Below are 22,568 nucleotides of genomic sequence, written 5' to 3'. Positions count from 1 at the left end.
ATGGAAGAACACTTTTTTCAATGTCCTTATTGCTGGGAGGAGATCTCGATGCTGCTGGATACTTCGGTACGCTATCAGGTATATGTTGAAGATTGTGAGGTGTGCTGTAACCCTATTGAGCTCACTGTTGCTTATGAAGATGCGGTGCTGACGCAATTTCAAGCCTCAAGTATTGAGCAATAAACCTTAACTTTAAAGGCGTATGCTGCAATAGAATCGCAATAATTCGAGAGTTGATTTAAAAAATATCAAGTGCTTCTAGATTTTAGTTTATCTGAAAATTCAATAGGTTACATCGTAGAAGGCACGATGGACTATAAAGCTGTTCAGGAATTGAAAGGTGCGATTCTGAAAAAACTTGAGAAACACGACAGCATCAACCTTTACCTTGAAGATAACAATATTGACCGTTTTACGCTAGATGCTGTGTTTATCGCCGGTATTTTCCCCATGCAGCACAAAAACCAACTCAATAAAATAGCGATGGTAACCAATCGCAAATGGATTCATATGATCGCCAACTTCAATAAAGCGGTTATAGGAAAAGATATGCGCAATTTTACGACCGACCGGCGCACAGAGGCAATTGCCTGGATCGCTTCAGATTAATCTAATGCCGTAACGGTTTTCAACATTCCATCTTTTAAATTGAGCCATAGATAATTAAAAAAGGACTTGGTTTGATTTCTGTTAACGTCTCCAGAACCTTCTTTAAAACCACCTTCATCATTCTTGCTGGTTTTGGAAATGAAAATATTAGCCAAAGTTGAAACCAGCCATTTTTTCTTTCCTTTCTCTTGATTGAGAATACTCACTTTAAAATCATCATAAGTCATCTGCATATCGATGTGCGAACTGTAGTTGTTACCGTAAATGGTAAAATAAGTGCGGGCTACGCTTCCGGTCATTTCAACACCCAGATTAGGACCTGTAAATGCTTGTAGTTGTTTTGCAGGTAAGTTAGAAAGTGTTCCTACAAATCTAAATTTATCCTGCGCGTCTTGAACGTCAAAATCCCAATCTACAGAAAAGGGTGCGCTTTTCATAAACCGGGCATTAAGGTCAATTTTAGTCTTCTTTTCACCTTTTTTGTAAGTGTTACCTACGTTTGTTATGGTCGCATTCAGGTTGTCAAAATACAATTTACCGGCCTGCTCTTGATTATTTACACGTTCGGTATACGTGATGCCTCCATTTTTGAGTGCAATCGTATCTATCATCAAGTCAAACTTTAGCTCACGCAGCATTTTTGAATACAAAGCTTTTTTGCTATTGTCATCAGCGACACGCTTATCGCGATAGATATCTAAAAAAGGTTCTTCTAAAGTTAGTTTTGGCGCTTTAAAGAAGAACTTGTCGTCATTTTGCCCGTAGGTTAGATTAGAGATGTCAACCTTTTTAATCGTGAAATTCATATGGTCTCTTTCCTTAGAAATCAACTCAGACAGTCTGCTTCGGGAAACTTCGGTAACTAACTGGGTTTCGTTTAGGCTTAAAGAAGAGCCGTTCCATTCAAGATGATTTATCTTAAGTGCGTCATAGGCATTTGTTTTGTAATAGATCGAGTCGGTTTTAATCAATACACTTTCATATTCAAAAGGGCGTAAAATACGTTGCGATTCTGCCGGCGTGACGTTTTTAAGGTCAAGAGAAAAATGAGCGGTGTGTAAAGCGACTTCGCTTGATCGAGGTTTTAAGATTTGAATATAAGCCGCCTTGAGGTCAAAATCTTTGATTTTAAACTTTCGATCTAGTTTTTCTTCGGTTAATGGGTTATCTAGGCTGTCTGAATTGGTTTGTTTTTTAGGTTCAGCTGAGGACTGCTTATAATGCGTTAGCGTATCGGCTTCAATACTTACTTGATTAAAGTAGATGTCTTTGCTTTTAAAATAGCGCCAATGCTTAAAACCTTTCAGGTTAACTGTTGCATTTTTCACTTCGCTTTTGGGGACACTGTCAGAAATATTAATGCGTACCGTTGCATTTTTTAGGCTTGCATTTCCTTGCCAACTATCGATGTCTAATTCCTCATATTCGATAGCTAAGGAAGAAGGTAGTTTGGTCTGGATGATATCTCTTAGTTGATTTTCCAGATAGGTGTTGAGGTATAAAGCAGCTGCTCCCAGCAGCACTATAAATATTAAAAGGCCAATTAAAAATTTTTTCATCCTGCTAAAGATATCTAATACTCAGGCTACTAAATGTTATTGAAACGATAATATTCTAAAAGAATAAAAAAATATCAAAAAGGGGCTTGTGAGAACAGAAAAAGGGTTGTATATTTGCCGTCCAATATCGCGGGATAGAGCAGTAGGTAGCTCGTCGGGCTCATAACCCGAAGGTCACTGGTTCGAGTCCAGTTCCCGCTACTAGATATATAAAACCCTCAGTAAGCACTGAGGGTTTTGTCGTTTAAGGAAAAAAGTGTTACAAATTTGACAAGATCTTTATCTTTAATTGTATCTAAACAATTGGTAATTATGCTGTTGGGTGAAAAGGGCTTTTGGCCAGTGTATGAAATGAGCATAATTAATTAGAAAAGTTATCTTAGCAGTATGGGAACAGAGGTGAATATCGAACCAGATATGTTGACTTGGGCAGTGGCTCGAGCTGGTTTTGATTTGAACGAATTTTCCGAAAAGTTTCCAAACTTAACAAAGTGGATTAATGGTGAAAAAAATCCAACTGTTAAGCAGTTAGAGGCTTTTTCCAAAAAGGTTCATATTCCTTTTGGATACCTATTTCTTGCCGAGCCGCCAATCGAAAATTTACCTATTCCTTTTTTTAGAACAAATTCACCGGAAAGCGATCAAATAAATCTGAATATTTACGATACTGTATTGCTTATGGAGCAAAGACAGGATTGGCTTAGTAATTATCTTCAAGAGAATAATTACGATAAATTAGACTTTGTTGGAAAGTATGAGGATGTTTTCGATGAAAGGACAATTGTCGATGATATTCGTAAAACTCTTAATCTTTCCGAAACTTGGGCGAGCAATTATGGTACTTGGGAAGAATCTTTGAATAAACTTGTTGAGCATATAGAGGATTGTGGGATTATAGTTGTGTTTAATGGAATTGTTGAGAACAATGTTTATAGAAAGATACCTGTAGAAGAATGTAGAGGTTTTATTTTAATTGATGATTACGCGCCGTTTATGTTTATTAACAATGGCGATTCTAAAGCAGCACAGATGTTTACAATTGTGCACGAGTTGGCACATGTTTGGGTAGGGGCTAGTGCAGGATTTGATATCGGAAAATTACTTCCGGCAGATGATCCAATAGAGATATTATGTGATAAAGTTGCTGCTGAGTTTCTTGTGCCGGAAAGAGCATTTAATTTGTTCTGGCAACATAATCCAGTAATAAAGAGTGCATCCAAGTATTTTAAAGTCAGTGAAATTGTAATCGCTAGGAGAGCATTAGATACGAATAAAATAAGTAAGGCAGAGTTTTTTGAATTTTATAATGAATATAAAAATAGAGAGTATGTAAAAAATGAAAATAGGAAGTCTGGAGGCAATTTTTATTTAACTACTAAAAAAAGATTAAGTCCAACTTTTGCAGCTCATATTAATAATGCTGTAAATACAGGCCAGTTACTTTATAGAGATGCATATAAACTTACAAGTTTGAAAGGAGATACCTTTAAGACTTTTTTTACTGAACATCTTTAATGAAAGTATACGTAGTTGATAGTAATTTTTTCATTAACGCTCATAGGGCATATTATCCCCTAGATGTAGCGCATAGCTTTTGGAATAAAGTGAAAGAATTGGCGGAAAAAGGATCAATAATCAGCATAGATAAAGTCAAAAACGAAATTTTTGATCGAAACGATGATTTGGAGGCCTGGTGTTCTGCTAATTTACCGGAAGATTTTTTCAAAAGTACAGATTCTGTAATTCTTGAATATAGCCAGGTTTCCAATTGGGCCGTTTCTCATTCTTCCCATTATTTACCTAATGCCCTTAATGAATTTTTGGGTGCAGATGAGGCTGATGCATTTCTTGTAGCTTTTTCATTAGCCGATCATAGCAACAGAATAATAGTAACTCAAGAAGTTAGTCAGCCTCAACGCAGAAATAAAATTAAGATTCCAGAACCGTGTAACCATTTTAATGTTCGCTATATGCCGACAATGGACATGCTAAGAGATTTGGGAGAAACCTTTTAGCCTTTTTTAATGCGTCTAAATTGAATTCTTATACAATAATATTAGGGTGTTTTTCTAATGAGTAAGGTAGTCATCGACCGTTCATCCTGCACATTGGTGGATTTTACCGGTTCCAGCAATTCGATAGGAAATTCTTCTAAAAGTTTAGAAATACGATCGCGCGTTAGGTAATAGGTACCTTTTTGTCCGGTGACTTTATATTTTATAACAGGAGCATTTCCGTCTAACCCAATATCTGAAGCCATCCTGATCAACAAACTTCCCTCAGGTTTCAAAACTCGAATCAATTCGCTAAACATTGCCGTAAACTGGTTTTCGTCTTCTGCAAAATGCAATACCGCACAGCATAAAATGTGATCAAAGCTAGCGTCTGCATACGGCAACGCGTCTAAATTTTCTATTTGAAATGCTGATGCCGAATTGGGGTAACGCTCTTTAGCTTCTGCTATAAAATCGCTATCGATATCAATTCCCGCGATTTCAAAGTTGTTTTGATAAAACCAATTCAGATTACGACCTCTGGCACATCCGGCATCCAGAATGTGCTGTCCGGCTAAGTAACGCTGTTTTAAAATTTGGTCGATGACATAAATGTCGGTATTGCCAATGGCTTTATGCAGTTCTTGTTGATTCATACTAATGTGTGTTAACTGTTTAAAAATACAATTTGTGGCAAGAAGTTTTTTAAAGCCTTAAGTAACAATGATTACCAAAACTTTGATTTCCCGCCTGTATTTTTACAATTGCTTAAAACAAATAATTTAAAATCATTGTGTTATGGGAATACTTAGTGTGCTTTTTGGGGTTCAGTCTCCAAAATCAGAAAATATAAAAATACTTGCTCCAGCCGAATTTAATGCGGCTATTACTCAAAAGAACGTTCAACTTGTAGATGTGCGTACGCCACGAGAATTCAGTGGTGGTGCCATTAGAAATGCGATTAATATTGACGTATTTCAGAAAAATCTATTCCACGAAAAAGCCAATAAATTAGACAAGCAAAAGCCGGTTTATCTCTATTGCAGATCTGGAAACAGAAGTCAGCAGGCAGCGCGAATGCTTGTTTCTGCTGGTTTTGAACAGGTATTTGATTTGCGAGGAGGCTATATGAATTGGCCGTATTAAGAGGTTGTAGCTATTGATGCATAAAATGTTCTGTAGAAAATAGTCTGAAGAATATCATAATCCTTTGAGATGCAATTTATCTGAAGTATGTATTTAGCGGTAACAAGTGTTAATAGATGAGTAATTAGAGCACTTAATTACGGCGATATGCATTTACATTGAAGCCATAATAAAGCTACTTTCAGTCACAGTTTCTGTGGTAAAGTGTGGACTTACTGTGGATTCAGTGTGGGATGAGTGTGGATTTATTTTATTAATTGTGAGGTTTATGTTGCGTTTTGGACTAGTGTGTTTGATGGATGTAATTTGTTTTTTAATCCTTCTGTTAAGCTTGCGGAACACTATTTCTTGGTCAGGTTGCTTCCACTATAACTAAAAAAGCGAGCTTTCTTCTATTTCGAAAAAAGCTCGTTTTTTAGATTTAATAAAAATGAGATTAGTTGAAACCTATTTCCTCAAGTCCTTTATGACTGATTTGAATCGCCTCAAGCGGCTCGTGATTAAAAGTCTGGTCTTGCTCTACAAAATAGTATTGCATTCCTGATTTATCTTTATTGGCTAAAATTTTAGCAAAATCAATGGTTCCTTCTCCAACAGGAGCAAAGCGTCCCTGATCATCCATGTCTTTCACGTGCCATAGTTTAAAACGTCCCGGGTATTTTTCAAAATATGTAACAGGATCGGCTCCGGCTTTGGTTACCCAATATAAGTCCATTTGAAAGTTTACAAATTCTGGATCTGTATTTTCAAGCATATATTCAATAGGTACGATGCCTTCAGCATTTTCTTTATACTCAAAGTCGTGGTTGTGATAAAGTAGTTTTAAGCCTTGCTCCTTACATTTTTTGCCCAAAGTGGTAAGAATATCGGTTAGTTCTTTTGCTGTTCCATCCATTCCCATAGTACGTGCTTCGGCATCAAAAGTGAACATACCCATAGGAGGCACGGGCACAACAAAATATTCAAAACCTGCAGCTTTAACGTCTGCGATCATTTGATCTGCATTTTCTAAGGTTACCGATCCTTGATGTGTACTCACCGGTTTAATATCTATAGACTCTAAAAATGATTTAAAATCCTGAGGAGTCATATTGTAAAATTTTCCATCGGCATATCCTGCAGCTTCTATGTAAGCATAACCGTCATCATAAACGGTCTCTAGTGTTCCTTTAGGATCTTCACCCATTGCGTCTCTTAGTGTATATAAAGCTAAGCCACCAAAGTTTGCTACTTCTTCGGTTTCGATAGTTGTAGTTATAGTTTCGTCAGTTTCAGACTTTTTCGTTTCACCACAAGAAAGTAGCAATGTGGTGCAAAATGAAAGGAGGAAAATTCTGTAAAAGAAATTAGGTATTCGGTGCGTTGACATGGTTTGTGTGATTTATATGAAAAGTTTTTCTGTTTAAATTATTAAATAACCAATTTAGGCATTAAAATATGATAAATATTTAATTTCTGTAAGAAGTCGATTTTTATTTGATAATTGTCAAAGCTAAGTTACATTTGCGCACCATTTTTGGGACATTAACTCAGTTGGTTTAGAGTGTCACGTCGACAACGTGGAAGTCATTGGTTCGAATCCAATATGTCCCACATAAGCTTTCAAGCAGATACGTTTGAAAGCTTTTTTTGTTTTGATCTGGTGTCTCTTGGTGTAAAATACCTTTTATCGGGTATTTTATAGGTCAATAATCACTTGTAAATTGCTAATGTAATATAAAGAACACCATCAAGGGTGGGGCTAATTACATAAAATTCATGTTGAATTTAGATTTGAATGAGCTTATAAAGAGTTAGGGGACTTTATAGGCTCATTTTTTTTGGCATTGCTATAATATCTACTTTCCCAAGCTTGTTCTGAATGTGTTTACTGTACTAGATCGAGTAAGGTTTCTAGTTTCATTCCGCGTGAACCTTTGATCAAGATGGTAGCATCGGCTAAAGCTTTTTGAAGGCTAACGGGAAGATTTTGTTCCTTAAGCTGATTGACATCGGTAAACTTAAAAGCTGTAGTATTGGTCTTCTCAAAATGTGAACCTAAAAGAATGAGATGGTCAATATCTAATTGGGCAGCAAGATTTGCAATAAATTGATGCTCGTACGCTGAGGTTTCTCCCAATTCAAACATATCTCCCAAGAAGGCAATTTTAGGTCCTTGGCGTTCTAGACCTGCAAAATTGCGTAGTGCTGCTTCCATACTTGTAGGATTGGCATTATAGGCATCAAGTATAATTGTTTGATCTCCGTTGTTTATAATTTGTGACCTGTTGTTTTTAGGTACGTAAGCTTCTAAGGCTTCTTTTATATCTTCTGCCGAAATTTTAAAGAATGTACCTATTGCTGCAGCAGCAGCAAGATTGATGGTGTTGTATTGCCCCATTAAATTACTGTTCACTGTAATTTCATCAAACTGAAAATTAGCAAAAGGCTGTGCCGTGTGGTAAACAATATTTAAATCGGTTTCCTGATGCGCGCTGAAGCAAAACGTGTGTGTGCTGCCGAGCTTTTCTGCCTGAATAGGATCGTCAAGATTTAAAAAGAGCGTTCCTTTATGAGCGATAAGATAATCGTAAAGTTCGCTTTTCCCTTTGATCACTCCTTGAACGCTACCAAAACCTTCTAAATGCGCTTTGCCAAAATTGGTGATGTAACCAAAGTCAGGAGCTGCGATCGCCGTCAAATCAGCAATTTCTCCGATGTGGTTTGCACCCATTTCAACGATACCCATTTCGGTATTTTTATTCATACTTAAGAGTGTAAGAGGTACACCTATATGATTGTTGAGGTTGCCTTGAGTTGCGGTGGTTTTGAATTTTTTTGAAAGTACACTGTTGATGAGTTCTTTTGTGGTGGTTTTACCATTGCTACCGGTTAACGCAAGCACCGGAATATCGAGATATTTCCTATGCGCATGTGCTAAGTCTTGAAGGGTTTGAAGCACATCCTCAACTAAAATAGTCTTGTCTTTTAAATGGTATTCTTCTTCGTCAATTACGGCATGAGAAGCACCGGATTTCAGTGCTTGTTGTGCAAAACTATTCCCATTGAAGTTAGCACCTTTCAAAGCGAAGAATAAGGTGTTTGGTTCTATTTTTCTGGTATCGGTGCTTATTCCGTCACTTTGAAGAAATAATGCGTGTAGATCTTGAATGCTCATAGTAGAAGTAAACAACCTCAGGACAAGTCTGTCTGCCGAAAACGGCATGCCCATGAGGCATTGGTTAAAAACGAATTTTCAATTTTGAGGCGAGCCTAGGGGTATAAAACCTTTAGGCGGTGCCAATAAAAAAACGCCCTGAGTAAATTACAAAGGGCGTTTCAATAATATGAAATATTTCTTTTAGTTACGCGGAGTTTTATTCTTTGTAGATTTTGAACCTACACGAGACATCGCATTTCTAAAGCCAATATCATCAGTCGCCATAGTTTGTGGTAGATATCTACGTTGTGCAGGATCTAACCAATACTCGCGATCTCTCCAAGAGCCTCCTTTATATACGCGTACTTCGTCATCAACAAGGGTTGTGCGGTCGTTCTCTTTATCATACTCTTTGATCATCCCTTCTTCCCCTTCTCTAATGCGGTTAATAGGTGAATCATACATACGATCACTGTCACTGTCGGCGTCTGAAAAACTTTGATAATATCTCGAAGATTGTTTGTCTCCATCTCTAAAGTTTCGGTTATCGCTTTCAGAGAACTGTGTTCTTAAATAAGTTTCCTCATCATCTACAGGAACCTGAGCGATTTCTCCCGGAAGACCTCGTGCTACAATTTTACCATTTTCTAAAGTGTCATAAACAATATCTTCTGTAGTGAGAACTTTTACGGTACCGTCTTCGGTGATTGCATTTTTAGTATAAACGTTACCACGATAGTAGTTAAAGTCGTTGTACTCATCATCTACAATCGGTCTATAAACATCAGCAACCCATTCAGAAACGTTTCCGGCCATATCATAAAGACCATAATCGTTGGGTTCGTAGGATTTAATAGGTGCGGTAATGTCTGCATTGTCATCAGACCAACCTGCGATTCCACCATAATCACCATCTCCTTGTTTGAAGTTGGCTAATTGATCGCCGCGATTTCTTCGGTTACCAGATCTTGTGTAAGCACCGTCCCAAGGATATTTTTTTCTTCCGCGATAAACATTGTATTCTCTAAGGCCTACAAGACCTAAAGCTGCATATTCCCATTCAGCTTCAGTGGGAAGTCGGTATTTTGTAGTTGAAATGATACCGTCTTTCATCTGAACATAAATGTCTTTAGCTTCACCCGTAGAACCTGGATTGTTAGGGTTGGGTCTGGGTGTGTTATTTTTTTCACGTCGTTCTGAAGCTTTTCCTCCGCGAATTACATCATCCTGACCTCCATAGGTTAAGCTAGGAGCTTGTAGATAGGTGTCAGTATCAAAAGTTGATTGTGCGTCAACATTGTATTTTGCACCTTTTTGAGTAAAACCTTCTTGCTCTAGAACATATTCGTTGTAACGGTTAGTTCTCCACGTACTGAATTCTACAGCTTGAATCCAACTTACACCTACAACAGGATAGCGGGCATAAGCAGGGTGTCTTAGGTAGTTTTCGGTCATGGTTTCATTAAAACCTAAGCGGTTTCTCCATACCAACGTATCTGGCAAAGCGCCGTAATAAATGTTTCTATAATTCGCTTCTTCCGGAGGGAATACGCGTTTTAAGTAGTCTAGATATTCGAGGTACATCAGGTTGGTTACCTCTGTCTCATCCATATAAAATGACTGCACATGTTGTTGGGTAGGTGTGTTGTTCCAATCATGCATCACATCGTCCTGAACACGCCCCATAGTGAAGGTTCCACCTTCAATGAAGATCAAACCTGGCGCAGCTTCCTGTTCCTTGTAATCTGTATTTGCTTGAAATCCTCCGTCACGGTCATTTATACTCCATCCGGTGGCGCGGGAACTGTTTTTGTAGTCTTTGCCGTTACGGCCACAGCTCACTAAAAGCATCGTTGAAAGGCCAAAAACAAGCGTTTTAAACACAAGATTCCTATTCATATGAAAAAATTCTTAAGAAGATTTGGGACTGCAATATACTATAAAGTGCCCAAATTGCAATAAATAATTCATTTTTGCAAACGCTTAATCGTTATGATTCATTGGGGTTTACAGGGCATATAACGAAAATCAAATCCATTTAGTATAGTAATCTGATTTAAAAGGTTTATGTTAGTTTTAAGAACTGATTTGTATGAGAGCGAATTACCTTAAAATCTTTATGTTTTTGTGTGCGTTTTTGATAGTGCGCAATTCAGTTCTGAATGCTCAAGAAAAGCAGGTTGAGATCCGCTGGTCAGCGCCGGTTAATGTTGCTACTACAGAAAAACCGCTGATGGTTCCTAGTTTTGAAAAGGCACATTTTAGTTATTCGGTAAGCGAAGGTTTACGATTTGCAGATAAATGGAAGGTTTCGGCGGTATTTGATGCTTCGAGTGTTCAGCTTGGTGATGTGGTGTATGAGGCTATTTCTTCTACAGCCTTAAAAGATCTGAAGCTGGAGCTTATTCCTGATGCTCCAAATTTAATAGCAGCATTTTCAAAAATAAGAGGAGCTTCCTATTTTCAGTTTAGCATTTCGCCTATTGTAAAGAAAAACGGAACGGTAAAACGAATCACGCGTTTTTCGATTCGATATAACGCACAGCGAAAGCCAACTATCCAACAATCCCGATTACCAGGGCGTAGTAATTCTATTTTGGATTCAGGAGATTTTTATAAATTTCACATAGATACCACCGGAGTTTTTAGGTTGGATTATGAATTCTTAGAACGTTTAGGAATGGATGTTCAAAACATCAATCCGCAGCATTTGAAAATCTACGGGGATGGTGGAGCGATGCTTCCATTAAAAAATAGCGACAACACCATTTTTGATCCTCAGGAAAACGCGATAAAAGTTGTAGGTGCAGAAGATGGAAGTTTTGACCGTGAAGACTATATTCTTTTTTATGGCGAAGGCACACGGCAATTCAATGCTGAAAGCCTGACGCATGTTAACGCGTATGATAATAAGTCTTATTATTTTATTACAGCGAGTGGTGCGCCTGGATTACGCGTAGCGCCTATGGTTGAACCGGCAGGAGTTCCTGCGCGCACCATCACAACATTTAAGGATTATCAATTTCACGAGCGCGATACGTATAATCTGCTTAATTTGGGTAGGCGATGGTTTGGAGAGCGCTTTGATGTTGAAAATGAACAGCGTTTTGATTTTACATTTCCTAATCGTGTAAATAATACGCCTCTGGACATCAGAGTTTATACTGCAGCAATTTCAGAATCTCCCACTTCCTTTGGGTTAAATGTAAACGGTCAGGCGATTACGAATCTTAATATACTGCCGATTAACGAGTCGGTTCTGGCTCGAGAAGCCTTTTATGACAGTTATCGTTTTCCTGGTGCAAACCCTGCGATCAATGTTTCAGGAGATGCTATTAGTGTGGTGTTGCAATACAATAATAACGGTAATCCATCGAGCGAAGGCTATTTAGATTTTATTGCCGTTGAAGCGACACGCAGTTTAGCCGGTGTTGGAAACCAACTTTTATTTGATGGGATTACTCCTGAAATAGCAAATGAGATAGCGCGCTATGAGATTCAAAATGCTGCTGCTTTTACCGAAGTTTGGGAGATCGCGAGTCCTTCAGAGATAAGTAGTTTTCAGAATACTGAAGCTGCAGCTACCATAACTTTCAACACTGTGTTGAGTGCGACTAAAAAATATGTCGCGCTTCACCCTGAGGATTTCTACGAGCCTTCAATTGACGCCGGGAATACTTCCGTAGCAAATCAAAATATAAAAGGAACTATATTGCAGTCGGGGGGTGTTTTTACAGATGTAGATTATTTAATGATCACTCCCAATGAGCTGCGCACACAGGCTGAGCGACTGGCCCAGCACAATCGAACTTATAGAAATCTAAGTGTAAAAGTGGTTACGCTTGATGCAATCTATAACGAATTCAGTTCAGGAAAACAGGATATTGGCGCTATACGTAATTTGGTTAGGTATGTTTATGAAAACGCTTCATCATCAGAAAATAGATTAAAGTATCTCTGTTTGTTTGGAGATACCTCTTTTGATTACAAAGACCGAATTGACAATAACAATAATATTGTCCCTACCTTTAATACGTATTATAGTTTCTCGCAATCACAATCGTATATGAGTGATGATTTCTTCGGGAGTTTGGATCCTGAAGAAGGGGTGATCGAAAATAACAGTCCAGCAGGGAGTGGCGGTTCTGATCGTTTGGACATTGCTGTGGGAAGAATTCTCGCCGATACGCCATTGCTGGCCAAAACCGCAGTTGATAAAATCATTAGTTATGATGCGCGGGCTTCGTTTGGTCGCTGGCGTAACAATTTTGTGTTGGTTTCTGATGATGTTGATCAGCCTTGGGAATTTGCAGAGTTGGAGTCGACCATTGATGCTTTGGGGGATCAGATCCAGCAAGAGAAGCCCTTTATCAATGTCAAAAAGATTCACGCAGACAGCTATCAGCAACAATCTTCGGCAGGTGGGGATCGATATCCTGAGGTTAATGAGGCAATTGTAGATGCTTTAGAGTCTGGCGCTTTGGTAATGACTTACCTTGGGCACGGGGGTGAGAATACGCTGGCTTCAGAATTTATTTTTACTCGAGAAAATGCTCAGAATCTTGCAAATGGGGAGCGACTGCCGCTCATTGTTACAGTGACCTGTGAGTTTACCCGATTTGATAATCCCAATAGGGTTGCTGCCGGAGAAGAATTGTTTTGGAATGAATCCGGAGGGGCGGTTGGTCTTGTAGCGACGACTCGAGAGATCTCGGTCCGTTTGGGTGTCATATTTAATGAGGCACTGGCGTCTAATTTGTTTTCTTTTGGGACTAACACCATTAAAAGTGTTGCTGAAAATTTGCGGGAAACCAAAAACCAGATCAATGATGATAATCGAAGAGTGATCTTTTATATAGGTGATCCTGCGATGAAGTTGGCTTTTGCAAAACCTGATATTCGATTGACGGCGATAAACGACGTGCCTCTGTCGCAACCGGTAGATACACTCAAAGCGCTGAGTCGTGTTAAAATGAGTGGAGAAGTTGTTGATGAAAGCGGTCAGTTGATTCCGCAATATTCGGGTACGCTTTCAGCAACGGTTTATGATAAGTACATCAATCAGCAAACCTTAGGGAATGACGGTACCACAGATGCAAATGGAAATCTTCTGATTCTTGACTTCAAGACCTTAGGCGCTATTTTATACCGCGGCCAAGCCAGTGTAACTAATGGTGTTTTTGATTTTGAATTTGTAGTTCCTAGGGATGTTGCTATTCCTTTAGGTAATGGGCGTGTAAATTTTTACAGCGTACGTGATGGTGTGCCAGAAGATCAAGCGGGAGCTAATGAGCAAATTCTTGTAGGTGGACTCAATGAAAATGCTGCTGAAGATACCGAGGGGCCGCTTATCAATCTTTATATGAATGATGAGAATTTTGTGAGTGGAGGGATTACCAATACATCGCCTACACTTCTGGTAAAGCTAGAAGATGAAAGTGGAATTAATACAGCAGACGGTATAGGGCACGATTTGATCGCAATTTTAGACGGAGATGAAGAAAATCCAATTATCCTGAATGACTTTTATGAGAGTGATGTAGATAATTTCAATCTGGGGCAGGCTTTGCGAACTTTACGCGATTTGGAGCCTGGTTTACATACGGTAACTGTTATTGCTTGGGATACGTATAACAATTCATCTACGGCTGATTTACAATTTGTGGTTGCGGGGGATGAAGAGCTTAAGCTTGAGCGTGTGCTTAATTACCCTAATCCTTTTGTGAATTATACCGAGTTTTGGTTTAATCATAATCGGCCTTATGAGCCGCTGGAGGTTCAGGTTCAAATTTTTACAATTTCCGGAAAGGTAGTTAAAACCATCAATCAACTGGTGACGACTACCGGATTTTTATCAAGAGAAATCACTTGGGATGGACTTGATGATTTTGGTCAAAAATTAGGAAAAGGTGTTTATGTGTATAAGATTACCGTAAAATCTACGTTAACGAACAAGAAGGTTGAAAAGTTCGAGAAATTAGTCATCCTCTAAGGTTTATCTATATATTTGTGAAAAGACCCCGTATTAATGAATAGATCATTACTTGTTTTAGGCCTTTGTTTTACAGTTCTTCAAAATTTAAAAGCTCAGGAAGTTGAAGGGCGACCCATAACTACCGGAGTTCCTTTCTTAGCGATTGCAGCAGATGCACGTTCTGCGGGAATGGGAGATCAAGGGGTGGCGACGCGTCCAGATGCATATTCGCAGCAGTGGAATCCTGCGAAGTATGCTTTTGTTGAGCAGCAACAAGGAGTGGGTTTTAATTACACACCTTATTTAAGTCAGATTGTTGATGATATTTTTTTAGGTCAGGTGACCTATTATAATCGAATTAATGATCGAAGCGCTTTTGCAGGGAGCATGCGTTATTTCAGTTTGGGAGATATTGAGTCTATTCAAAGCAGTAACCCGTCGCAAGCCGAATTAGAAAATCCGCTGATTTTAAGTCCGAATGAATTTACGCTCGATCTATCTTATGCCTTGCGTCTGGGAGATCGTTTTTCAATGGCTGTTGCCGGGCGCTATTTGCGTAGTAATTTGAGACTTCAGATCAACGAAGAAGATGCCAGTGCAGCAGGATCAATAGGTGTAGATATCGCTGGTTTTTATCAGTCAGAAGAAATAAGTTATGACGATTTCAATGGGCGATGGAGAGCAGGATTCAATATTTCAAACATAGGTCCAAAAATTCGATATGATGAGGCAGGTCAAGAAAACTTCATTCCTACCAACCTACGTCTAGGAGGTGGTTTTGATTTTATTCTTGATGCGTTTAATGTCATAGGGGTAGGTCTTGAATTCAATAAGTTGCTTGTGCCATCTCCGCAAGATTTTAATAATGATGGGGTGATCGATGGTTCTGATGCAGAAGCCTATCAGGCGATTGGCTTTTTTGAAGGAATGTTTCAATCTTTTGGAGATGCACCTAACGGAATAAGTGAAGAAATTAAAGAAGTGACCTGGTCTTTAGGTGCAGAATATAAATATGACGATGCGTTTGCTCTGCGTGCAGGGTATTTTAATGAAAGTGATTTAAAAGGTGCTCGTAAGTTCGCTACACTTGGTTTAGGATTCAAATATTCTGCAATAGATATCGACGTTTCTTATTTGTTCTCTACAACTCAAGTACGTAATCCATTAGAAAACACGCTTCGTTTTGGGATTACCTTCAGCTTTGGTAATGAGTATGTAGAATACTAAATTTCAGTATGAAAAAAATTAAAATAGAAGCTGAACTTGAGGTTTATGAAGACTTTTCAGAATTACCTCAAGATATTCAGCAGCTTATGAAAGATGCTTTTGCGGCGCGAGATTCAGCTTACGCACCTTATTCAGAATTTCACGTGGGAGCTGCTTTGTTGCTTTCTAATGGTGAGATTGTAAAAGGAAGCAATCAAGAAAACGCTGCCTATCCTTCTGGTCTTTGTGCAGAGCGAACTGCGATTTATTATGCAGGAGCCAATTTTCCCGACGAAAAACTTGAGGTTATGGCGATCTCTGCGACAGGAAAGCGCAAGCCTTCTACGACACCAATACCACCTTGTGGTGCGTGTCGTCAAGCTATAGCGGAGTATGAAGTAAAGCAAAAACAGCCGGTAGTGATTTATTTTATGGGCGCTAGCGGTAAGGTTTTTAAAAGCGATTCGCTTAGCAATTTGTTGCCGTTTATTTTCACACAAGAATATCTGTAAAATAGCGCGCTAGCTAGCGCTTAAATCCCCTGCGGATTCCCTTCAATTTTTTCTTCAAAGATTTTCACGCTTCGTCCTGAATATACTATTTTTGTTCTCCGTCTTTTTAGGCGAAACGATTATGCCGAGTAAAAATCTTGGTAGGTTTAACAAAATGATGATTTGAAGAGGTTTCTCAAATCGTTGATAAAACTCACAGCGTGAGTAAAGTGTATAGATAAATCTATAATTTAATGAAAGAAATCACAAAAGAGGTATACCTAAACTGGTATGAGGAGATGTCCTTCTGGCGCAAGTTTGAAGATAAACTGGCACAAGTTTATATTCAGCAAAAGGTGCGAGGATTTTTGCATTTGTATAATGGTCAAGAGGCAATACTCGCTGGTGCCCTTCACGCAATGGATCTTACAAAAGATAAGATGATTACGGCTTACCGTAACCATGTGCAGCCAATAGGTATGGGAGAAGATCCTAAACGTGTTATGGCTGAACTCTACGGAAAGAAGACGGGTACTTCTATGGGATTAGGTGGTTCTATGCACATCTTTTCTAAAGAACATCGTTTTTATGGTGGTCACGGTATTGTAGGGGGGCAGATTCCTCTAGGAGCCGGTCTTGCCTTTGGTGATAAATACTTTAAGCGCGATGCGGTAACCTTAACCTTTTTTGGAGACGGTGCTGCGCGTCAAGGTTCGTTGCACGAGACGTTTAACATGGCGATGAACTGGAAACTTCCGGTGGTATTTTGCGTTGAGAACAACGGTTATGCGATGGGGACTTCAGTAAAGCGTACGGCAAACCACGAGGATATCTGGAAGCTTGGTCTTGGTTATGAAATGCCTTGCGGACCAGTAGATGCGATGAATCCTGTGGCTGTGGCAGAAGCTTTTGACGAGGCGATCGCTAGAGCCCGTCGTGGAGATGGGCCAACGTTCTTAGAATTGAAAACCTATCGTTACAGAGGGCACTCAATGAGTGATGCTCAAAAGTATAGAACAAAAGATGAGGTAGCAGAATATCAAAAGATCGATCCGATCACACAAGTGAAGGATATCTTGTTAGAGAAAAAATTTGCTACAGAAGAAGAATTGAAGGCAATTGATAAGCGTGTTAAAAAACGTGTTGCCGAGTGTGAGAAATTTGCTGAAGAAAGTGACTTCCCTGAGAAAGAAGTTATGTATGATGTAGTTTACGAGCAGGAAGATTATCCATTTTTAGCACATAAACCAGAATAATATTATGGCAGAAGTAATTAAGATGCCCCGCCTTAGTGATACAATGGAAGAAGGAACCGTTGCATCTTGGCTAAAGAAAAAAGGTGATAAAGTAGAAGAAGGAGACATCCTTGCAGAGATTGAAACGGACAAAGCGACGATGGAGTTCGAATCATTCTATGAGGGAACGCTACTACATATAGGAATCGAGGAAGGTGAGACAGCAAATGTTGATGCGCTGCTTGCAATAATCGGTGAAGAAGGAGAGGATATTTCTGGTTTGATCGATGGAAGCGCAGATGCAGGATCTGATGCTGAAGAAGAATCTTCAGAGGATGATAGCGCAGAAGATGCTGAGGCTTCAAATGAAGAAGAAAGCGATGATGCTGCTGAAGAAACTTCTGATGATGCTGGTTCAGAAATTCCTGAAGGTGTTGAGGTGGTAACTATGCCACGTCTTAGCGACACGATGGAAGAAGGAACCGTTGCATCTTGGTTAAAAAAAGAAGGTGACAGCGTTGATGAAGGAGATATTCTTGCAGAAATAGAAACCGATAAAGCGACTATGGAGTTTGAGTCGTTTTATAAAGGAACTTTACTTCATATCGGTATTCAAGAAGGAGAAACTGCAAAAGTTGATTCACTACTTGCAATCATTGGTGAAGAAGGAACTGATGTTTCTGGTGTTATTAGCAATTTCAAATCTGGAGGAGCTAAGAAAGAAGCGCCGAAGAAAGAAGAAAAGCCTAAAAAAGAGGCTCCGAAAAAAGAAGAAGCTAAGAAAGAAGCTCCTAAAAAGGAGGCGCCTAAAAAGGAAGAATCAAAACCGGCAAAAAATACTTCATCTAGTGATGGTCGTATTTTTGCTTCGCCATTGGCTAAAAAACTGGCTGAGGAAAAGGGTATTGATCTGGCAAAAGTTCCGGGAAGTGGAGAGAATGGTCGCGTAGTGCGCAAAGATATTGAGAACTATACTCCGGCAGCTTCGGGAGCAGGTGTGCAGCAATTTGTTGCAACAGGTGAAGAAAGCTATGAGGATGTAAATAATTCTCAAATGCGTAAGGCGATTGCCAAGTCTCTTGGTAAATCAAAATTCACCGCACCGCATTACTACTTGAATGTAGAGTTTGATATGGAAAACATGATTGCTTTCCGCAGTCAGTTTAACCAGCTTCCGGATACTAAAGTGTCATATAACGATATGATTATTAAAGCGGTTTCTATCGCTTTAAAACAGCATCCTCAAGTAAACTCGCAATGGTTTGACGATAAGATGCGTTTAAATAATCACGTGCATATTGGTGTGGCAGTTGCTGTGCCAGACGGACTTGTAGTTCCTGTTGTTGAATTTGCAAATGAGAAGTCTTTACAGCAAATCAATGCTGAAGTAAAAGAGCTTGCAGGTAAAGCACGTAACAAAAAACTAAAGCCGGAAGAAATGCAAGGAAGTACCTTTACCATTTCTAACCTGGGAATGTTTGGTATTACAAACTTTACTTCGATCATCAATCAGCCTAACTCAGCGATCTTATCAGTAGGATCGATCATTGAGAAGCCGGTGGTGAAAGATGGTAAAATTGTAGTTGGTAACACAATGACCTTGTCTATGGCTTGTGATCACCGTACTATTGATGGTGCCACAGGTGCTCAGTTTTTACAAACATTGAAAACCTATATCGAGAATCCGGTATTGATGTTGGCTTAATTTAAGCAGCATTTTAAAAATAGATAACTTAAAAACCCATCAACATTTGATGGGTTTTTTTATATTGAACGTATGAAAAGAATTTTTTTAAGTCTGGTATATTGTACAGTATTGGCCTGCGGAAGCACTGCTGATGTACGTCAAGTTGATGCAGGAGCTGCCGCAGAAGCTTCAGAAGGTTATACGGTCTCAAATGAGCCGGCAGAAACCATCAAATCAACGGTAGCGCCTGATCCTGCTTCGGTTGCATTTCAAAAGCACGTTGACGCTTCAGCTATCAAACGACATATCGAATTTTTAGCTTCTGACGCCCTTGCCGGTAGAAAAACAGGCACAGATGGCATAGAAGAGGCAGCGACCTATATTATTAAAGAATTTCAGCAAGCTGGTGTAAAGCCTTACTTCACTTCGTATCGGGATAAGTTTGATGCAAAAGGTGTCGACGGTTACAATGTGGTTGGGATGCTTGAAGGAACTGATGCTGACTTGAAAAAGGAATTTATTGTGATCGGTGCACATTATGATCACATTGGTACGGCGAATGCTGACGGTGAAGACACTATTGCCAATGGAGCTAATGATAATGCTTCAGGAACTTCAGCTGTTATAGAATTGGCTAAGTATTTTGCTAAGGCAAAAACCAATAAGCGTAGTATTATCTTTGCGCTTTTTTCTGCGGAAGAACTGGGGCTGTTAGGATCAGCACATTTGGCTGAACGTCTTAAAACGACGAGCATCAATCCGTATGTCATGTTCAACATAGAAATGATAGGTGTGCCGATGACCGATAAAGATTATACGGTTTATCTTACCGGATATGAGAATAGCAATATGGCCCAAAAATTTAATGGGTATGCAGGGGCCAAAGTAATGGGCTTTCTGCCGCAGGCAAAACAATTCAATCTGTTTAAGCGCAGCGATAATTATGCATTTTATGCGCAATTTAAAATTCCGGCGCAGACGGTTTCAACCTTTGATTTTACCAACTTTGACCATTATCATAAAGTAGGTGATGAGGCAGCTGCTATGAATTTTGATCACGTGGCTAAGGTTGTGAATCAGTTGATTCCGGGAGTAGAAGGAATGACCAACAGTGTGACTCACGAAATACTTTGGAATGAGTAAGAATATAATAATCACAGGAACAAGTAGAGGGATTGGTTTTGAAATGGCCAGACAATTTGCTGCCGAAGGACATCAGGTTTTAGCCTTGTCGCGCAACGAGAAGCCGTTGAAAGAATTAGGAGACGACAATGTTCATTCCGTTTCATTTGATATCACTAAGGCTGAAGATTTAAATAAAATATCGGCTTTTGTTAAGACTGAATGGGAAGGCGTTGTAGATATTTTAATACACAATGCCGGTGCATTGGTCAATAAGCCTTTTGAGGAGCTTTCTCAAGCAGATTTTGAACAAGTATATGCTGTAAATGTATTTGGGGTCGCGACTTTAACTCAGGCTATATTACCCTTTATGAAGCCAGGTGGTCACGTGGTTACTGTGAGTAGTATGGGAGGCATTCAAGGCAGCGTGAAATTTGCAGGGCTAGCTGCGTACAGTTCGAGTAAAGGTGCTGTGATCACTTTAAGCGAATTGCTTGCTGAAGAGTATAAAGAACAGGGAATTGCCTTTAATGTTTTGGCGTTGGGAGCTGTGCAGACCGAAATGCTAGAAGAAGCTTTTCCTGGATACCAAGCACCACTTTCGGCTGAAGAAATGGCGGCATATATTAAGAATTTTGCGTTGACAGCAAACAAATTTTATAACGGAAAAGTTTTGCAGGTTTCGGCGTCTACGCCATAAACGATGAAGAATATCTTAGGCAAATACATACCAGAGCAAGCGGTTGACCCTGTTTTTGAGTTGATCAAAAATTTTGGCGTTCATCTAAAGATCGTAGATGAACGTGTCACGCGTCACGGAGATTATAGAAGGTTGCCTGGTGGCGGACATCAAATCACGGTGAATACCAATTTGAATTCCTATCGTTTTTTGATAACTTTAATTCATGAGATCGCCCATTTAGTAGCCTTCGTGAAATTTGGTAACCGAATAAAGCCGCACGGTAAAGAATGGAAATATACCTTTCAAAATTTAATGCTGCCATTTATTAGGCCCGAGATCTTTCCAAAGCAACTCTTACCGGTTATCGCCAATCATTTTAAAAACCCTAAAGCGAGTAGCGATACCGATGCGCAATTATCATTAGCGCTTAAGCAATTTGACCCACCCAACGATAAAAGCTATATATTTGAAATTCCGCGGGGTAGTCTTTTTAAATTATATAACGGAAAAGTTTTTCAAAAAGGAGAACGTAGAATCAAACGTTATGAATGTGTAGAGACCGCCACGGGAAAAGTTTATTTATTTCAACCTAACGCAGAGGTCGAACTTTTAACTTAACAACACCAGATGACAAACAAAAACTATTATGCAATTATAATGGCCGGGGGAGTTGGTTCCCGATTTTGGCCACTGAGTAAAGCAAGTTATCCCAAGCAGTTTCACGATATTTTAGGAGCAGGAGAGACTTTAATACAACGTACTTTTGGACGTTTGTCTCAAACCGTGCCTTCAGACAATGTTCTGGTGTTGACGAATGAGAACTATAAAGGACTGGTGAACGAGCAGTTGCCTAAGGTTAAAGATGAAAATATTGTCTTAGAGCCCGCAATGCGTAATACAGCTCCGTGTATTTTATTGGCGGCTTTAAAAATTTACAAGGCGAATCCCGATGGGGTAATGATCGTTGCTCCCAGTGATCATTGGATCGAAGATGAGCAGGCTTTTTTAGCAGATTTAAACACCGCGTTTGAAGCTTGTGCTGCTGATGATTCTGAAGAAAAATTGTTGGTTACTTTGGGTATTGAGCCAACCTTCCCGCATACGGGTTATGGGTATATTCAATATACAGCCGGAGACGACGCTGTAAAAGGAGTTAAGGCTTTTAAAGAGAAGCCCGATTATGAAACTGCGAAGCAATTTTTAGCAGAAGGGAATTATTCTTGGAATGCCGGTATCTTTATTTGGAGTGCCAGAGCTATTATCGAAGCCTTTGAAAAATACCTTCCGGAGATGTATGCCTTATTTAATTCTGGTTTTGAGGCGCTAAATACAGCTGCAGAACAGCAATTTATTGTTGACAATTACGCTAAAGCCGAGAACATCAGTATCGATTATGGTATTCTTGAAAAAAGCGGTCACGTTGGGGTAATTCCTGCAACATTTGATTGGAGTGATCTTGGCGCTTGGGGTGCTTTATACGACAACTTAGAGAAAGACAGCGAGGACAATGTGGTTGTAAATGCTAAAACGGTAATACGCGATTCAGAAGGTAATCTCATTCGTTCTGAAAAAGGAAAAGTTGTTGTTGTGGAAGGTTTAAAAGATTATATCGTAGTAGATAGTGATGCCGTTTTGGTGATTATGCCAAAGGCTAAAGAGCAAGATGTGAAAATTATACGTGCTGAAGTTGAAAAGAAGTTTGGGTCAGATCTCGTTTAAGCGTG

At 39.3% G+C, this 22,568-nt stretch carries 19 protein-coding genes and 2 tRNA genes; 16 read left to right on the top strand and 5 right to left on the bottom strand.

Features of this window, described 5'->3' with window-relative positions:
- Window positions 1–183, top strand: a complete 183-nt coding sequence (locus WA338_RS06445; protein ID WP_009779113.1) for a CPXCG motif-containing cysteine-rich protein — start codon at window positions 1–3, stop codon at window positions 181–183.
- Window positions 184–252: 69 nt separating this feature from the next.
- Window positions 253–609 (top strand): STAS/SEC14 domain-containing protein, encoded by a 357-nt coding sequence (locus WA338_RS06440; RefSeq protein WP_009779114.1) that lies wholly within the window; start codon window positions 253–255, stop codon window positions 607–609.
- Here WA338_RS06440 and WA338_RS06435 read toward each other — a convergent pair.
- Window positions 606–2,168, bottom strand: coding sequence for a DUF748 domain-containing protein (locus tag WA338_RS06435; RefSeq protein ID WP_336092738.1), 1,563 nt, complete (start codon window positions 2,166–2,168; stop codon window positions 606–608). The genes WA338_RS06440 and WA338_RS06435 overlap by 4 nt on opposite strands.
- 128 nt (window positions 2,169–2,296) lie before the next feature.
- Here WA338_RS06435 and WA338_RS06430 point away from each other — a divergent pair.
- The 3 genes from WA338_RS06430 (at window position 2,297) to WA338_RS06420 (ending at window position 4,183) form a co-directional block, all read left to right on the top strand.
- Window positions 2,297–2,369 (top strand) — tRNA-Met (locus tag WA338_RS06430).
- Between the two features lie 186 nt (window positions 2,370–2,555).
- Window positions 2,556–3,683, top strand: coding sequence for an ImmA/IrrE family metallo-endopeptidase (locus WA338_RS06425; RefSeq protein ID WP_009779116.1), 1,128 nt, complete (start codon window positions 2,556–2,558; stop codon window positions 3,681–3,683).
- Complete coding sequence (locus WA338_RS06420; protein WP_009779117.1) at window positions 3,683–4,183, top strand: DUF4411 family protein; 501 nt, start codon at window positions 3,683–3,685, stop codon at window positions 4,181–4,183. The genes WA338_RS06425 and WA338_RS06420 overlap by 1 nt, the downstream gene beginning before the upstream one ends.
- A 41-nt stretch (window positions 4,184–4,224) precedes the next feature.
- On the opposite strand, the gene WA338_RS06415 is transcribed toward WA338_RS06420, so the two are convergent.
- Window positions 4,225–4,818 (bottom strand): class I SAM-dependent methyltransferase, encoded by a 594-nt coding sequence (locus WA338_RS06415; RefSeq protein ID WP_009779118.1) that lies wholly within the window; start codon window positions 4,816–4,818, stop codon window positions 4,225–4,227.
- 142 nt (window positions 4,819–4,960) lie between these two features.
- Here WA338_RS06415 and WA338_RS06410 point away from each other — a divergent pair, with 142 nt between their 5' ends.
- Window positions 4,961–5,308 (top strand): rhodanese-like domain-containing protein, encoded by a 348-nt coding sequence (locus WA338_RS06410; RefSeq protein ID WP_009779119.1) that lies wholly within the window; start codon window positions 4,961–4,963, stop codon window positions 5,306–5,308.
- A 436-nt stretch (window positions 5,309–5,744) separates the two neighbouring features.
- On the opposite strand, the gene WA338_RS06405 is transcribed toward WA338_RS06410, so the two are convergent.
- Window positions 5,745–6,677 carry a sugar phosphate isomerase/epimerase family protein gene (locus tag WA338_RS06405; protein WP_009779120.1) on the bottom strand — a complete coding sequence of 311 codons (933 nt, stop codon included), beginning with the start codon at window positions 6,675–6,677 and terminating at the stop codon, window positions 5,745–5,747.
- Between the two features lie 149 nt (window positions 6,678–6,826).
- Here WA338_RS06405 and WA338_RS06400 point away from each other — a divergent pair.
- Window positions 6,827–6,901 (top strand) — tRNA-Val (locus WA338_RS06400).
- 274 nt (window positions 6,902–7,175) lie between these two features.
- Here WA338_RS06400 and WA338_RS06395 read toward each other — a convergent pair.
- Window positions 7,176–8,519: a UDP-N-acetylmuramoyl-tripeptide--D-alanyl-D-alanine ligase gene (locus tag WA338_RS06395; protein WP_009779121.1), complete on the bottom strand. Its 1,344-nt coding sequence runs from the start codon at window positions 8,517–8,519 to the stop codon at window positions 7,176–7,178.
- 129 nt (window positions 8,520–8,648) lie between these two features.
- Complete coding sequence (gene gldJ / locus WA338_RS06390) at window positions 8,649–10,346, bottom strand: gliding motility lipoprotein GldJ (protein WP_009779122.1); 1,698 nt, start codon at window positions 10,344–10,346, stop codon at window positions 8,649–8,651.
- A 193-nt stretch (window positions 10,347–10,539) separates the two neighbouring features.
- Between gldJ and porU the strand changes: the two genes are divergently transcribed.
- From porU to WA338_RS06345, 9 genes are all read left to right on the top strand, one after another.
- Entirely contained in the window at window positions 10,540–14,439 is a 3,900-nt protein-coding gene (gene porU / locus WA338_RS06385; protein WP_336092732.1) for a type IX secretion system sortase PorU, read from the top strand.
- 36 nt (window positions 14,440–14,475) lie between these two features.
- Window positions 14,476–15,648, top strand: a complete 1,173-nt coding sequence (porV, locus tag WA338_RS06380; RefSeq protein ID WP_009779124.1) for a type IX secretion system outer membrane channel protein PorV — start codon at window positions 14,476–14,478, stop codon at window positions 15,646–15,648.
- Window positions 15,649–15,656: 8 nt separating this feature from the next.
- A complete protein-coding gene (locus tag WA338_RS06375; protein ID WP_009779125.1) occupies window positions 15,657–16,139 on the top strand; it encodes a cytidine deaminase in 483 nt (160 codons plus the stop codon).
- A 233-nt stretch (window positions 16,140–16,372) separates the two neighbouring features.
- A complete protein-coding gene (gene pdhA, locus WA338_RS06370) occupies window positions 16,373–17,374 on the top strand; it encodes a pyruvate dehydrogenase (acetyl-transferring) E1 component subunit alpha (RefSeq protein ID WP_009779126.1) in 1,002 nt (333 codons plus the stop codon).
- Between the two features lie 4 nt (window positions 17,375–17,378).
- Window positions 17,379–19,058, top strand: a complete 1,680-nt coding sequence (locus tag WA338_RS06365) for a pyruvate dehydrogenase complex dihydrolipoamide acetyltransferase (protein ID WP_009779127.1) — start codon at window positions 17,379–17,381, stop codon at window positions 19,056–19,058.
- A 72-nt stretch (window positions 19,059–19,130) separates the two neighbouring features.
- Window positions 19,131–20,183: a M28 family metallopeptidase gene (locus WA338_RS06360; protein ID WP_272984590.1), complete on the top strand. Its 1,053-nt coding sequence runs from the start codon at window positions 19,131–19,133 to the stop codon at window positions 20,181–20,183.
- On the top strand, window positions 20,176–20,862 hold the full coding sequence (locus WA338_RS06355) for an SDR family NAD(P)-dependent oxidoreductase (protein ID WP_336092727.1): 687 nt from the start codon (window positions 20,176–20,178) through the stop codon (window positions 20,860–20,862). The genes WA338_RS06360 and WA338_RS06355 overlap by 8 nt, the downstream gene beginning before the upstream one ends.
- A 3-nt stretch (window positions 20,863–20,865) precedes the next feature.
- The gene (locus WA338_RS06350; RefSeq protein WP_009779130.1) at window positions 20,866–21,462 is read left to right on the top strand and encodes a SprT-like domain-containing protein; all 597 of its coding nucleotides are present in this window, start codon (window positions 20,866–20,868) and stop codon (window positions 21,460–21,462) included.
- A 9-nt stretch (window positions 21,463–21,471) separates the two neighbouring features.
- On the top strand, window positions 21,472–22,563 hold the full coding sequence (locus WA338_RS06345) for a mannose-1-phosphate guanylyltransferase (RefSeq protein ID WP_336092725.1): 1,092 nt from the start codon (window positions 21,472–21,474) through the stop codon (window positions 22,561–22,563).
- The last annotated feature ends 5 nt before the right edge of the window (window positions 22,564–22,568 follow it).

It is taken from the genome of Leeuwenhoekiella sp. CH_XMU1409-2 (genome assembly GCF_037029365.1).
In the GTDB taxonomy this organism is placed as follows: Bacteria; Bacteroidota; Bacteroidia; order Flavobacteriales; family Flavobacteriaceae; genus Leeuwenhoekiella; species Leeuwenhoekiella blandensis.
Note: the sequence above shows the minus strand (reverse complement) of the source record. Positions and strands in the feature narration are given on the sequence as shown.